The sequence below is a fragment of the Mucilaginibacter psychrotolerans genome (genome assembly GCF_004519315.1).
Classification (GTDB): domain Bacteria; phylum Bacteroidota; class Bacteroidia; order Sphingobacteriales; family Sphingobacteriaceae; genus Mucilaginibacter; species Mucilaginibacter psychrotolerans.
Genome location: NZ_SOZE01000045.1, coordinates 26,251 through 41,671, shown reverse-complemented (window position 1 = coordinate 41,671; position 15,421 = coordinate 26,251). Strand labels below are relative to the sequence as shown.

Genomic DNA, 15,421 nt, shown 5'->3' with positions numbered 1-15,421 from the left:
TTAAAAGGGTTAGGGCAGCCATTAAATGATGAACTGCCCTAAACAGGCTGACTTAAGCCGCCTTTAATAAATCAAAATTAAAAAATATTTGATTATTAACACAGAATCTCTTGAGCACCTTAAAAACATTAAAGCGCGAAAAATCATATTAATCGGTGTAATCCTCCAAACAATCAACGGAATCCTAAAATCATTAAAATCAGCGGTCCATGTTTAGAAATTATTTAAAAGTTGCCTGGCGCAACCTCATCAAAAACAAAACGCATACGTTTATCAATGTGTCGGGCTTATCGGTTGGTATGGCTGTTGCTATGCTCATCGGCCTTTGGATATGGGACGAGCTATCTTACGATAAATACCACGACAACTACAACCGTGTAGTGAAGGTAATGCAACACCAAACCATCAATGGTAATACCTTTAGCCAGGTGGCCATCCCTATACCATTGGGCACCATGTTACGCAGCGACTACACCGGGCCCAACCGCGATTTTAAGTACATGGTACTATCCAGCTGGAACTTTGAGCACATCCTTGCCGTTGGCGATAAAAAGCTGAGCATGACCGGCAGCTACATGCAGCCGGAAGCACCCGATATGCTGACACTGAAAATGCTGAAAGGCACGCGCAAGGGCTTGCAAGACCCGCTATCTATCGTCATATCGCAAAAGGTGGCAACCGCCATGTTTGGTGGCGATGACCCGCTGGGCAAAACCATCAGGATTGATAATAAAAAAGATGTAACCGTTACCGGCGTGTATGAAGACCTGCCCCGCAACACAGAATTTAACGACCTGACCTATATATTACCCTGGGAACTTTACGTGCAAACGGAGGACTGGCTGAAACGTGCTTCGACGCAATGGGGCAACAACTCCTTCCAGCTGTTTGCACAGCTAAACGACGGTGCGGATATTACGCAAGTAGATACCCGTATCAAAGATTTAAAGAAGAAGAACATCGCTGCGCAGGGCGATAAGGTAGGTGCCTCTTTTAACCCGCGGGTGTTTTTGCACCCCATGGAAAAATGGCACCTCTACAGCGAATTTAAAGACGGTAAAAACACCGGGGGCGCCGTACAGTTTGTTTGGCTGTTTGGTATCATCGGTGTGTTTGTGCTGCTGCTGGCTTGTATCAATTTCATGAATTTAAGCACCGCCCGCTCAGAAAAGCGCGCTAAAGAGGTAGGTATCCGCAAAGCAGTTGGTTCGGTAAGGGCACAACTCATCGCCCAGTTCTTCAGCGAATCGTTAATGGTGGTGGCATTTGCCTTCGTGCTGTGCATCCTGCTGGTATGGGTAACCTTGCCCTGGTTTAACCAGGTTGCCGGTAAAGACATGAAGGTGCTTTGGGGCAACCCCGTGTTTTGGCTGTTGGGCATCGGCTTTACCCTGCTTACCGGTATCATTGCCGGCAGTTATCCGGCATTCTACCTGTCGTCTTTCCAGCCCGTTAAGGTTTTAAAAGGCACCTTTAAGGCGGGCAAATATGCTGCCTTGCCACGCAAAGTGCTGGTGGTACTGCAGTTTTTTGTGTCGGCTACGCTCATTATCGGCACGCTCATCGTTTTCAGGCAGGTGCAGTTTACCAAAAACCGCCCCGTTGGTTACGAGCGTACGGGCGTGGTGCAAATGAGCATGAAAACGGAGGATATCCACAAAAACTTCAGTGCCGTGCGTAACGATTTGCTGGCAAGTGGAGCTATTATAGAAATTGCCGAATCGGGCAGTCCGCTTACCGATGTGTACTCTAACAGCAGCGGTTTCGATTGGGAAGGAAAAGCGCCGGACCTGCAGGACGATTTCGCCTTCATCAGGATAAGCCCCGAATTTGGAAAAGTTGCCCAATGGCACATCATAGACGGTCGCGATTTCTCGCGGGATAACAAAGCCGACTCATCGGCCCTTATCCTCAACGAGGCATCGGTGAAATTCATGAACCTGAAGCACCCCGTAGGTGCTACTGTAAAAAGTGGCGATTACAAATACCATGTGATTGGTGTGGTGCAGGATCTGGTGATGTCGTCTCCGTACGAGCCGGTAAAGACCACGCTATTTTCGCTATCGGGCGGCGGCGGCGACTTGGTAGATGTTCGCCTGAACCCTAAAATGAGTACGCACGATGCGCTGGCCAAGGTTGAGCAAGTGTTTAAACAATACAACCCCTCCAGTCCATTCGATTATAAATTTACCGACGAAGAATATGCCCGTAAATTCTCCAGTGAAGAACGCGTAGGCAAACTGGCCGGCTTTTTTACACTGCTGGCTATCTTCATCAGCTGTATGGGTTTATTCGGCATGGCCTCATTTATGGCAGAGCAGCGCACCAAGGAGATTGGCGTGCGCAAGGTGCTTGGCGCATCGGTGTTCAGTTTGTGGCAATTAATGTCGAAAGATTTTATTGCGCTGGTTTGTATCTCGCTAATGTTTGCCATACCGGTAGCCTATTATTTTATGGGCGGCTGGCTCCAAAATTATAAGTACCGCGCCGACCTATCCTGGTGGATATTTGCAGCCACTGCCGTAGGTGCGGTAGGTATAACCATGCTTACGGTGAGCTACCAAAGCATCAAAGCGGCACTAAGCAACCCGGTTAAGAGTTTGAGGAGCGAATAGAGACGGTTAAGTATGGAGTTTAAAGATCATATTTTGAACCTTGCAGCCAAAAAGCTGGCTGGGGAAGCATCGGGAGACGAACTTAAGGAACTGTCTGATCTGCTTAAGAATAATCCCGCTTTGGCGAATGCTTTAAACGGCATTGAAGACTGGTGGCAGAGCAGTTTGGAGGCAGAGCGCGACAACAGCGCAGCGCTTTTCAATAACATACGCAATAAGATCAACAGCAACCAGCAAAATGTAACCCGATTTGATTGGCAGCCAGCAGGTAGATCTTCTCAAATAAATTTAAGTATGATAAAGAACTATGTGAAGGTTGCCTGGCGTAACCTCGCTGTTAACAAAGCGTTCTCTTTTATAAACATCAGCGGACTGGCAGTTGGTATGGCCCTGGCCATGCTGACTGGCTTGTGGGTTTGGGATGAATACAGCGTGGATGGTTTTCATAAAAACGGTAAATACTTATACCAGGTTTACGAACGTAAAACGCACGACGGGATTGCAGAGGCCGGCTACCTTACACAAGCGCCATTAGCCGAAGAACTAAAAAAACAGGTACCCGAAGTATTGTACGCCAGCGGGCTGGAACAAAACCACCCCGTTACGTTTGAGGCCGCTAACAAAGTATTAAAAATGGATGGCAGCTACGCCGGTGCCGATTTCTTTAAAATGTTTAGCTATAAACTTTTAGAGGGAAGACCCGAAAGTGCTTTGAACAAACCCGGCAGCTTAGCCATCTCCCGCAAAATGGCCGAAGCGTTTTACGGGTCGGCGGCGGATGCCATAGGTAAAACCATCCGTTTTGAAAATAAGGATAACTTAACCATCACTGCTGTGTTTGAGAACCTGCCAGCCAACTCCTCGCAGCAGTTTGATTTTCTAAAGGGATGGCAAGATTTTACAAGCGAAAACGCCTGGGCAGCAACCTGGGAGAGCAGCAGCCCTTATACTTTTGTACAGCTACGCGCAGATGCCAACCCGGTGGTGGTGGGTGCCAAGATCAAAGCATTTATACAACAATTCAAGGCAGACGAACAGGGTGCAAAATCGGAGTTGCTGCTACAGCCATATACCAAAAGATATCTTCATTCGTTGTTTAAAAACGGGCAACTGGATGGCGGCAGGATTGCCTATGTACAACTATTTAATATTGTAGCAATTGCCATTTTGCTGATAGCCTGCGTTAACTTTATGAACCTGGCTACAGCACGGTCTGTTAAGCGGGCAAAAGAGGTGGGCGTAAGAAAAGCTATTGGCGCAGCAAGGGCAAGCCTGGTAAAGCAATTTTTGAGCGAAGCGCTATTGGTAACCTTTATAGGAGCGCTGTTATCGCTGGTTATCGTTGTCGCATTGCTGCCGGCCTTCAATGGCATCAGCGGGAAGCAGATATCGCTTCCTTATAACCAGCCTTTATTTTGGCTTACATTGCTTGGCCTGGTTGTAATAACTGGTGCGGTAGCGGGTAGCTACCCGGCATTGTTTCTTTCGGCGCTTAACCCGGTGCGTACTTTAAAAGCCGGATATAAAATAAAACCTTCAGCCGCATACTTTCGCAAAGCGCTTGTGATCTTTCAGTTTGCCATGTCGCTTATCCTCATTGTGAGCGCGGTTGTTATATCGCGGCAGATGGACTTTGTGCAGTCGAAAAACCTGGGTTACGACCGCGAGAACCTGGTATATATACCATTGGAAGGCGAACTGATAAAAAAGTATGAACTTTTTAAAGATGAAGCGGGTAGTTTACCAGGCATACAAGCTGTCACTAAAATGAAGGAATCGCCCACCGTGATTGGGCACACTAAAGGAGATATTTCCTGGCCGGGAAAAGCACCGGGCAATTCGTCTTTTTCGGATGCGATGGTAGATTATGACTTCGTTAAAACCATGAAACTGGAGCTATTAGACGGGCGGGATTTTTCAAAACAGTTTGCCGATTCGGCCAACTATCTGATTAACGAGGCGGCTGCAAAAAAGATAGGATACAGCAAACCCGTTGGGAAGCCATTGGCTATGGGCAGCCGTGCCGGTAAAATAATAGGCCTTTTAAAAGATTTTCACTTTAACTCTATGCACCAAAGTATAGAGCCGCTTGTCATCAGGCTGGCCGATAACCAAAAGTGGGGAACCATATTGTTGCGTGTTAAAGCAGGCGACACCAAAAGAGTGCTAACGAGCCTCGAATCGATCTGTAAAGAACTGAACCCCGATTTTACATTTTCTTACCAATTTTCTGATGATGAATACGCAAAGCTATATAAGAGCGAACAGGTAGTAAACAAGCTATCCAACTATTTCGCGGTGATAGCCATATTTATATCTTGTCTCGGGCTGTTGGGATTAGCCATATTTACTGCCGAGCAACGCACCAGGGAAATTGGGATCCGCAAGATATTGGGTGCCGGTGTCCAATCCTTATTTACGTTGATGCTGTCGGACTTTTTACTGCCGGTGGTATTTGCCCTGTTTGTGGCCGCGCCAATAGCCTGGTATTTTATGTCGGGCTGGTTACAGGGCTTTGTTTACCACACAACTATCCAGTGGTGGATGTTTGCCTTACCGGGCGGCTTGATGATTTTGATTGCCGCAGTTACCGTTAGCTTTCAATCTATAAAAGCAGCCCTGGTAAACCCGGTGAAGAGTTTGAAGAGCGAATAGTTTTGATTTCGGATTTCGGGATTTCGATTTCTGAATTAGAATGGGTATTCTCGTTAGGATTTATTGTTTCGAATTTAAGATTTAACTATATGATCAAAAACTACATCAAAGTTGCCTGGCGCAACCTAGTTAAGCACAAGGTTTATAGCGCTTTAAACATTGGCGGGCTTGCCATAGGTATTGCGGTAACCATGCTGATAGGCTTATGGGGATACTTTCAATACAGTTTCGACCGCTTTTTGCCGGGTTATGAACAGGCCTACCAGGTGCGCCGCAACTTTAACAGTAATGGTGATACGCTTACCTTTAGCAGCACTTCACTTAAGCTGGCAGATGCTCTCCGGTCGCAAATACCCGAGATTGAATATGTGGCAGAGACCGACCAGGTAAGCGCACATGGCCTGCGGGTGGGCGAGACCAAGCTTTTTTCAAAAGGGATATTTGCTGCGGAGGATTTTTTAAAAATCTTTCCATACGCTGCCAGTCAGGGTAACCTTACCAGCGCGTTAAAAGATCCGTATAGTATCGTTATCACAGCATCAACGGCCAAAGCGCTGTTTGGCACAGCAGATGCCGTTAACAAAGTAGTTAGGTTTGATAATCACGACAACTTAAAGGTTACCGCCGTGATAAAAGATCTGCCGGCAAACTCAACATTTCAATTCAAATATTTAGTTCCGTTTAAATACTTCGAAATCTCTCAGAACTGGGTGAAAGAAGCCCGCACAAGCAGCTTTGCCGATAATAATTTTTGGCAGTTTGTAAAGTTAAGGCCGGGCGTAAGCTACAGCAGCGTTGCCGCAAAAATACGTGATATTGAAAAGGGAGAAACAAGCAGTGTGAATGCCATCAACTCTAACGTAATTATGCAGCCCATGAAAGACTGGCACCTGTATAATAGCTATAAAAACGGAAAGGCTACCGGCGGCTTTATTGAGTACGTGCGCATGTTTACCATTATTGGTGTTTTTGTGCTGCTGATAGCCTGTATTAATTTTGTAAACCTATCCACCGCACGGTTTGAAAAACGAGCCCGCGAAGTTGGCGTAAGAAAAGCAATCGGCTCGGGCCGTAACGATCTTATCGTGCAGTTCCTGGCCGAAGCCGGGCTGGTGGTTGCCGTTTCATTTGCCTTATGCCTGTTTCTGGTGCAATTGGTGTTGCCTTATTTTAACTCGCTTACGGGTACAACCATCAGCATACCTTTTGAAAGCCCGGTGTTTTGGCTCATAGCAGTGGCAAGTGTTGCAGCCATAACCCTCATTGCCGGCAGCAGGCCGGCGTTTTACCTGTCATCATTTAAGCCGGTAATGGTTTTAAAGGGTAGTGTAAAAGCAGGCCGGGGCGCCACCCTATCGCGCAAGTTATTGGTTATCTTACAGTTTAGTTGTTCCATTGCATTAATTATAAGTACCGTAGTTATCTATAATCAAATTCAGTATGCTAAAAACAGGCCTACCGGCTATCATTTAAACAGGCTGGTTACTACGGATATGAACGAAGACCTGAGCAGGAATTACCCCGCGCTTAAAAACGAACTTATTGAAAGCGGCGTGGTGGAAGCGGTAACTACCTCAAGCAGCCCGGCTACGGGTGTTTACTCGCACGGCGATGTAGATTCGTGGGCCGGGAAATACCCAGGCGAAACGGTAGAACTGGGCTATATTACGGCAAGTGATGGTTACCTGCAAACTTTAGGGATGCAGCTGTTATCGGGCAGGGAGTTTATCAAAAACTCACAAACCGATTCGTTAAGCCTCATACTGAACGAGGCAGCAGTAAAGCGCCTGCGGTTAAAAGATCCCTTAAATCAAACCATTAGTAAAAATGGTAAACAGTACCGGATTGTGGGGGTGGTAAAAGACGCATTGATGGATTCACCTTATGCAAATGCCGACCCTACCGCCTTTGTTAACGGCGGGGGATGGAATATGATCTACCGCCTGTCTGCCGGGGTGGATACCCGCAAGGCCATAGAAAAACTTACCGGCATATTTAACAAGTATAACCCGGCGTTCCCTTATGATTACCGTTTTGTTGATGATGATTACAACCAAAAGTTTAACGAAGAACTATTGGTAGGGAAGCTTTCGGCCATATTTGCTACGCTGGCTATTTTTGTATCGTGCCTGGGTTTGTTTGGCATGGCTGCCTTTATTGCGCAACAACGCATCAAAGAGATTGGCGTAAGAAAAGTGTTAGGTGCCAGTATAACGCAGCTATGGTTCCTTTTATCGAAAGATTTCTTAGTGCTTGTTATATTAAGCTGCCTCATCGCTTCGCCGATAGCCTGGTTGTTTTTAGAAGAATGGCTCCAAAAATACACCTACCGTATCACCATAGGGCCACGTGTATTTTGTATCGCAACGCTTTCGGCTATTATCATTACTATAACGACTGTAAGCTACCAAAGCATAAAGGCAGCATTAACTAACCCGGTAAAGAGTTTGAAAACCGAGTAGGGTTAATGGATGCATAGGCGTAATAAATTAAGATCCTGGAATTTGGAGGTTGGAAATAATAGGTTAGAAACCGGAGGTCAGAAGTTAGATAAATTTCAATTACGCAATAAAGCCCGGCAAAAAACCGGGCTTTATATATTTCTCGCTAATCCAACTAATCTCTAATCAACAATTCTCCAACCTCTAAACCACAACCACCAACCGTTGCCCGTTGGGTACATCAAGGCTCCACAGTTCGGCGATGTTCTCCAGTTTAACGGATTGAGTTTCGATGCTGAGCTTCCCCTCCGCTGCCAGTTGGAACATCTCCGGAAGGATCTCTGAAAATAGCTGGCCAACCTGCTGCTTAGTCCATGCCCCAAGGCCCGAGCCTGTTAGCTGCAAGTTTACGCTGCGCAAATTAGCGGCGGAGAACTGAATAAGGTCGCCGGTTATGGCACCAACGGACACATACCTTATCCGGTTTGTAAACGAGCCATCGCCTTTCAGGCATTCAAAAATCATTTCGGCGGTATGTCCCCACAAATAATCTATAATCCCATCGATGGGTGTTTGGGCGTTTATGGCATTTAGCTGCGCTTTAAAACCTTCGCCATCCTGCTCAATCGCAATAACCTCATCTGCGCCAAGCGCGAGCAATTTATCAAGCGCAGCCCTGTTCCGGCCGGTTGCAATTACTTTGGCGGCACCATAATGTTTGGCAATTTGTACCGCTACCTGGCCGGTAAAACCCGTTGCGCCGTTTATCAGCACCACGTTGCCGGGCTGTATATCCGCTTTAAACTTTAGGGCCATGGCTGCGCCGATGACGGCGTTGGGCAGTGCTGCGGCGGTAGCATCGTTTAAACCAGCGGGGATTTGTACCATGCGGTTTTTATGGATAACGGCTTTCTCGGCCATCATCCCGCTTACGCCCATGCCATATACGCGGGTACCATCGGCAAGCAGGCAAACGCCATCGCCACCAATAGCCTTGCCAGCGGTTGCCGGTACGCTGCTTGAATAATGCGTTCCGCTTGCACGGCCTTTATCGAAATGCTTAATGGCAACGGCCTTTACCGTAACTAAAAGCTCATCATCGTTTTGTACGGTGGGTTCGGGGAAGTCGGCGTACCGGGGTAAGCCATCCTGAGGGTATATCACTGCTGCTTTCATCTTATTTTATTTTGATGGAAGCAAAATTAGACCGCCGGAACGTGCGGTACGATAACATATGTTATCAAGTTTTGAGTGAGGATGACTTGACCTTAACCACATCGAAGAAAACGCCATTGATGTGATCGAAATCGTTATCGGTGGTAAATAAAGGAGTAATTTTAGCGGATGTTCTTTGCCAGATGAACCAGTATGTTCGTATCAAATAACAATTTCATTTACTTTTCCTGAGCATTTCGAGCGCTATTTCAGCTTCCTCTTCGGTTAAAAAGGCTTCTTTTGGCAGTTCTTTTAAACGGGCGATAAGGTTCTGAGATGTCTTCCCCAGTTTCGTGGCAAAAGCCTCTGCACCCCCGGCGGCCAGAATCTCCGAAACAGAGTAGGATTTGATTCTGGGAAAGGAATCCGGTTCATCAGTGTCTATTTTTACAATTTTTTTGCTCATTCCTTCGTCCTCCTTCTAACAAATTTACGATTTCTTTTTTTATAAAAAACACTGCTGTATATACGATGCGGGGAAATCGTTTTTAAACAAGTCGCTGATTAGGGGGCACCTACGGAGCCTTCTCGCCTTTCTCACTTATGCTATAAACACGATACTCCTCCGGAGTGTTTAGACCGAACTGAGATTACGCTCCGCTAGGAGCATCGTGTTTATAGAAAATAATCGGCAATGCTACTGGCTCCGTAGGTGCCTCCCCCTTAAAGGCTATTTCCCTGACCTACGATTCCTATTTAAAAATGCGACTTACCCTTTGCCAGTTTGCTTTTAATGCGGCTTAAATGCACAGTGCTTACGCCCAGGTACGAGGCAATATAATGTTGCGGTACGCGCTGTACGATATGCGGCCTATCGGCAAGCAGGTTTTGATAACGTTGTTCGGGCGTATCGCGAATGAAAGAAACAAACTCGTTGATATAATGCGTTTGCCTGCGGGCAAATATTTGCAGCATCATCTTCATAAAGCCGGGCTCGTTACTCAACTCCTCCATCAGTTTCCCCACGTGTTTCTGCTGCGTTACATACACCACCGAAGGCTCAATGGTTTCGATGGTGAACATACTGGGCGTATTATTTACGAAACTTTCCAGCGAGCTGAGCCCCTCGTTCTCGAAAAAGAACTGTACCGTTTTATCATCGCCATTGTTGTTGAAGTAGAGCCGGAGGCAACCCTTTTCAACAAAAATATACCGGTGCGAAACCTTTCCCTCTTCTAACAGAATGGTTTTTGCAGGCAGCTCCAGCCGTTCCTGGTATTGCAAGTACTTATCCAGGTGAAGCTTTAATTGCGGAAACTGGTCTTTGAACTGGAAAAGCATGGGTTTTACTTAGTAGAATCAAGAGTTAAGATACAAGAATCAGGACGAGAGTTAAGATACAACAAATAAGAATCAGGATTTAAAAATTCGACAAAAAAGAAAAAGGTCCGGCGTTTTCGCACCGAACCTTTTTTATTTTTTCTTGGCTCTTGAATCTAAAAGTCTTGCTTCTAACTAGCAGTACTCTTCAAACGCGCCAATCAGGTTATCGGCAATCATTTGCGCAGGGCGGCCTTCAATCTGGTGGCGCTCTATAATGTGCACCAGTTTACCATCTTTAAATAAAGCCATCGATGGCGATGATGGCGGGTAAGGCAGCATCAGGTTACGGGCAGCGTCAACAGCTTCGCGCTCCATACCGGCAAAAACGGTAACCAGGCGGTCGGGGTGCTTCTCGTTGGCACTGGCCATACGTGCAGCAGGGCGCGCATTGGCAGCAGCACAGCCGCAAACCGAGTTAACCATCACAAATACAGTGCCTTCGCTTTTGATAGCCTGGTTTACTGCATCTGCATCCTTCAATTCTTCAAAACCAACTCTGGTCAGTTCTTCCCGCATCGGGGCCACTAAATATTCCGGGTACATATGTATGTTAGCTTAATTCTTAATTTATAAACAAAAATACCAAATCATTTAACAAAAAATATACGTACAAAGAATAAACCCGATTAATTGACGTTCGGGTTATAATCAGTTCATCTTGCGCTGCAATTAAATTAATTATTATATTGCGGTGTCGGTTAACACTGACCCCCGATTAATTAACTAAAGAAAAAACTTAAAAACTGAACGTTTAGGTAATGGGCATATTTACGCAAAAAAATGAAACCCAACCCCGGGTAGTACAGGTAAAAGCAAAGCACTTTAATCATCTTAAACTGGCCATGGCGGCAGGCATCATTATGGTAATGGTATTGATGACCGCCATTATGAAACTAAACAGCCAGTTGGCCGAGCAGGCCCACGAGAACACCCGCCTGCACTCGCAGATTGCGGCACTACAAACCGAAGTAGACAAAACCACCGAAGAGGCCATGCTGGCCAACTCCGAAAAAGACGGCAACCGCAGCCAGGCCGTTAGCTATATAGAAAGCATACAATCTAAACTTAAAAACATCAATACGTACCTGAGTAAGCGCGGGCTGCACAGCATTGGTTTTAAAACCGTGAACCTGAGCAGCAATAAGGCTAAAAGCGATACCAAGATGTATAGCGAGTTTAACACCTACCTGGATAAGCTGGCTAACAACATTGCTTATATGCCCATGGGCTACCCGCGCCTAAGCTCCTTCACTTCGTTTTTCGGATACCGCGGCAACCCCTTCGATTTCGGCAACAGTGAGTTCCACCCCGGCCTCGATTTTAGAGGCAACAAAGGCGATGCCGTAAAATGCACTGCCAGTGGCAACGTAATATATGCAGCAAAAGCCGGCGGATATGGCAATTGCGTGCGCATTAAACACGCTAATGGGCTAGAGACCTGGTATGGCCACCTGTCAAAAATAAACGTGCGCGAAGGCCAACGCGTTACCGTGGGCGATATAATTGGTAAAGTTGGTTCAACCGGCCGGTCAACCGGCCCGCACCTGCATTACGAGATACGCAAGAATGGCCGCCCTGTTAACCCGAAACAATATTTGAGTTTGAATATGTAAGCCAGTTGGCAGTTACTGGTTTGCAGTTGGCAGTATCTCTTGATTGCTGTAAAAGCGTTGTTGTTACAGGTGGAACTTTGCTTAAGCCGCTACCTATTTTAGGTAAAATTGCTAACATGCCTCTTTGCCAATTTCGCGTTGCACACTGCCAACTGAAAACTGGCAACCGCCAACTGTAAAGCTCATCGCCTTTTTTATGCAAAAAAATTTCTACGCAGGAAATTAATTATAATTACTTGTAGATGTACAAGTTAACGCAATGTTAATTTGATTAAATGGATTCCGTTTCATACTTTGCGGTCCCAATTAATTAACCTGATGACCCCGAAGACATCTGATGTAAGTACCATTATGATCTTAAGCCGCAACGGAAAACCCCAATCGTTGCAGGTAAAAACCAAACACTTAAAACGGATAAAGCATTACGCCGCTGCGGTGGCTGCGGTATTTGTTATACTGGCAGCCTTCATCTGCTACTTAACTGCCCAAAACACCCGGCAGGAACAGGAAAAGATGGCATTGCTATCGCAGATAGTTAAGCTAAAGGGCGAGATACCTGCAAACCTGCAAAAAGCAGGCGAACAGCATGCTGCACAGGGCTATATCCAACAGATAGAAAGCAAACTTAAAACCATAAACGATTACCTGCGCCGCCGCGGCCTTAAAGGTTTTACCACCAAAGGCACAGGCGGTGATGCCAACGCCGAAGGCAAAAAGCTATCTGATAAAGAGGTGTACAGCCTTTATAACGATTATCTTAACCAATTGATGAGCAACGTGGCCTTTACGCCAATGGGATACCCCAAAATTAGCTCGTTCACCTCATTCTTCGGTTACCGCAGCGACCCATTCAACTCGGCCAGTGCAGAGTTTCACCCCGGCGTTGATTTTAAAGGTGCCCGTGGCGATGAGGCCAAAAGCACCGCCAATGGCAAAGTTGTTTTTGCAGGGTGGTACGGCGGTTATGGTAACTGCGTAAGGATAGATCATGGCAATAGTTTCGAAACCCTGTACGGGCACCTCTCGCGCATTACGGTAAAAGTAGGGGAGCAGATAACCGTAGGCGAAAAAGTAGGCGAGATAGGCTCAACAGGCCACTCTACCGGCACGCACCTGCACTACGAGGTGCGCAAAAACGGCAAACCTGTAAATCCTATTAATTTTTTAACGCTGAATAAATAGCGAGTGGTGAATGGTTGAGTGGTGAGTGGTGAGTGGTTGCAAAGCTCACCTGGATAGCGACCATCACAACCTTTAACAATTATTAAATTTCACCACAATATAACCACTCTCCACTCACCCAATCAACCACTCACTAAACACCAACCATTCACCAATCCCCCCATGGCCATCTTCAGTAAAAAAGAAAAAGTAGCGCTTGACCTTCAGGCAATATCAACACTCGTTAGTGAAGGCGCAGTTTTAGACGGCAACCTTAAAGCCCCTGCCTTTGCCCGTATAGATGGCACCGTAAACGGCAACATCACGGTTGATGAAGGCCTCATCCTTGGCGAAAAGGGCGTGGTTAAAGGCAACATCGTTACCAAAGAAATTGTTGTTTATGGCAAGGTTACCGGCGATATCAATGCATCGTCTGTAGAGATACGTAGTACAGGCAATATTGCAGGCGATATCAAAACCGCTACGCTGCAGGTAGAAGTGGGCGGCGTACACAACGGCAACCTAAGCATGGCCCCTGTTGTTGCCGGTAAAACCATAGGGGAGAAAGCCGCGTAGTTCAGTCTGAACCATGATTATGAGGATTTAAGGATTGCCTTGATTGCACTTTTTTCAGGACGAGACAACTCTTCAAATCCTTTCATCCTTTAATTGTATAAATCATGGTTCAGACAGCAAGCAATGCTATAATTTTCTGAACCATGATTATGAGGATTTAAAGATTGCCTTGATTGCACTCTTCAAATCCTTTCATCCTTTAATCGTATAAATCATGGTTCAGACAGCAAGCAATGCTATAATTTTCTGAACCATGATTATGAGGATTTAAGGATTGCCTTGATTGCACTCTTCAAATCCTTTCATCCTTTAATCGTATAAATCATGGTTCAGACAATCAACATAACAATTAAAATCAGCGGTTCACTTTTTTGCAATAATTCGCGCTCGCTTTCCTGCATCTCAAATTAAAGCGCGTTATTTACGAGATGACGAAGCAACGCTACTTCCGCCTGATATTGATACTAGGCGCGCTAACGGCATTGGGGCCATTCTCAATAGACATGTACTTACCCGGTTTCCCGGCCATTGCCAAATCGCTGCATACCACTACCGAGACGGTAGCCCTCTCGCTATCCAGTTTCTTCATCGGCATATCGGCTGGTCAGTTGCTGTACGGGCCATTGCTGGATAGGTTTGGGCGTAAACGGCCGCTGTACTTCGGACTTGCATTGTACATCATCGCATCCATCGGCTGCTATTTTGCCGGCAGTATCGAAATGCTTATCGGCCTCCGATTTGTGCAGGCCATAGGCAGTTGCGCGGCGGCAGTAGCTTCGATGACAATGGTACGCGACCTGTTCCCGGTGAAAGATAGTGCCAAGGTTTTCGCATTATTGATACTGGTACTTGGCGCGTCGCCCCTTATTGCACCTACGGTGGGCGGCTATGTGAGCGCATCTTTGGGCTGGCATGTCATATTTCTTATCCTCACAGTAATAGCGGTACTGATAAGCCTTGCCGTGATATTCCTTCTGCCCGAGAGCTACCCGCCGGATCCCTCCTATTCGCTTGCGCCTGGGCCTATTATCAATAGCTTTTTAGGCGTATTGAAAACGCCGCAGTTTTACACGTATAGTTTTTGCGGCGCGCTGGCGTTTTCGGGCCTGTTCGCCTATATCGCGGCATCGCCCATTGTTTTTATGGAGGTATTTAAGGTAAGCACCAAAACCTATGGCTGGATATTCGCCATGCTTTCCATCGGGTTCATCGGATCCAGTCAGGTAAACAGCATGCTGGTCAAAAAATACAAAAGCGAACAGATCGTAATAGCGGTAATGATTGCCATGGCGTGCATAGCGGTGGTGTTTTTAATCGGCGCGCTGCAGGGCTGGCTCGGCCTGGTGGGTACTATCATCATGATATTCGGCATCCTGTGCTGCGTGGGCCTCCTTAGCCCCAATACTTCGGCATTGGCGCTGGCGCCTTTCGAAAAGAATGCCGGCGTGGCATCCTCCCTGTTAGGGGCATCGCAAATGGCCATTGGCTCGGCAGTGTCGGTTGGCATCAGCTTATTCAAAGCAAAATCTGCCGTGCCCATGGCATCCGTCATTATTGTATCCAGCGCAATGGCTTTGTGCTTGTTGTTGATTGGCAGGCGGTTTATCAAGACTAAAGTTGAGGCGAAGCAGGGTGGCGGCGCAGCGGCTCATTAGAAGCACTGATTTCACCGATTTTTTTGGTTTTTCACCGTAGAGACGCAATATTTTGCGACTCGCAATATTGTGCACAGATTTGCATGGGTGATTTGCATGCGGGAGACGCAAATTGCGTCTCTACGATAACCCACCTCATCAAGTGTCCACACTTGGGGCTGCGTAAG

11 protein-coding genes are annotated in these 15,421 nt (G+C 46.6%); 7 read left to right on the top strand and 4 right to left on the bottom strand.

Annotation, left to right across the window (positions count from 1 at the left end):
• The first annotated feature begins 209 nt into the window (after positions 1–209).
• From E2R66_RS25940 to E2R66_RS25930, 3 genes are all read left to right on the top strand, one after another.
• A complete protein-coding gene (locus tag E2R66_RS25940) occupies positions 210–2,615 on the top strand; it encodes an ABC transporter permease (protein WP_133228922.1) in 2,406 nt (801 codons plus the stop codon).
• A gap of 12 nt (positions 2,616–2,627) precedes the next feature.
• Positions 2,628–5,270, top strand: a complete 2,643-nt coding sequence (locus tag E2R66_RS25935) for an ABC transporter permease (RefSeq protein ID WP_204985992.1) — start codon at positions 2,628–2,630, stop codon at positions 5,268–5,270.
• 89 nt (positions 5,271–5,359) lie between these two features.
• Positions 5,360–7,732 (top strand): ABC transporter permease, encoded by a 2,373-nt coding sequence (locus E2R66_RS25930; RefSeq protein WP_133228924.1) that lies wholly within the window; start codon positions 5,360–5,362, stop codon positions 7,730–7,732.
• 183 nt (positions 7,733–7,915) lie between these two features.
• Here the strand turns inward: E2R66_RS25930 and E2R66_RS25925 are convergent, their stop codons facing one another.
• The 4 genes from E2R66_RS25925 to E2R66_RS25910 form a co-directional block, all read right to left on the bottom strand.
• Positions 7,916–8,887, bottom strand: coding sequence for a quinone oxidoreductase family protein (locus tag E2R66_RS25925; protein ID WP_133228926.1), 972 nt, complete (start codon positions 8,885–8,887; stop codon positions 7,916–7,918).
• Between the two features lie 214 nt (positions 8,888–9,101).
• The gene (locus E2R66_RS25920; RefSeq protein ID WP_133228928.1) at positions 9,102–9,332 is read right to left on the bottom strand and encodes a hypothetical protein; all 231 of its coding nucleotides are present in this window, start codon (positions 9,330–9,332) and stop codon (positions 9,102–9,104) included.
• Positions 9,333–9,622: 290 nt separating this feature from the next.
• On the bottom strand, positions 9,623–10,207 hold the full coding sequence (locus E2R66_RS25915; RefSeq protein WP_133228930.1) for a Crp/Fnr family transcriptional regulator: 585 nt from the start codon (positions 10,205–10,207) through the stop codon (positions 9,623–9,625).
• Between the two features lie 174 nt (positions 10,208–10,381).
• Positions 10,382–10,792, bottom strand: coding sequence for a BrxA/BrxB family bacilliredoxin (locus tag E2R66_RS25910; RefSeq protein WP_133228932.1), 411 nt, complete (start codon positions 10,790–10,792; stop codon positions 10,382–10,384).
• Between the two features lie 215 nt (positions 10,793–11,007).
• On the opposite strand from E2R66_RS25910, the gene E2R66_RS25905 reads away from it, so the two are divergent.
• From E2R66_RS25905 to E2R66_RS25890, 4 genes are all read left to right on the top strand, one after another.
• Positions 11,008–11,862, top strand: coding sequence for a M23 family metallopeptidase (locus tag E2R66_RS25905; protein WP_133228934.1), 855 nt, complete (start codon positions 11,008–11,010; stop codon positions 11,860–11,862).
• Positions 11,863–12,180: 318 nt separating this feature from the next.
• On the top strand, positions 12,181–13,044 hold the full coding sequence (locus tag E2R66_RS25900; RefSeq protein WP_133228936.1) for a M23 family metallopeptidase: 864 nt from the start codon (positions 12,181–12,183) through the stop codon (positions 13,042–13,044).
• Between the two features lie 162 nt (positions 13,045–13,206).
• Positions 13,207–13,599: a bactofilin family protein gene (locus tag E2R66_RS25895; RefSeq protein WP_133228938.1), complete on the top strand. Its 393-nt coding sequence runs from the start codon at positions 13,207–13,209 to the stop codon at positions 13,597–13,599.
• A 428-nt stretch (positions 13,600–14,027) separates the two neighbouring features.
• Positions 14,028–15,254 (top strand): multidrug effflux MFS transporter, encoded by a 1,227-nt coding sequence (locus E2R66_RS25890; RefSeq protein ID WP_133228940.1) that lies wholly within the window; start codon positions 14,028–14,030, stop codon positions 15,252–15,254.
• The last annotated feature ends 167 nt before the right edge of the window (positions 15,255–15,421 follow it).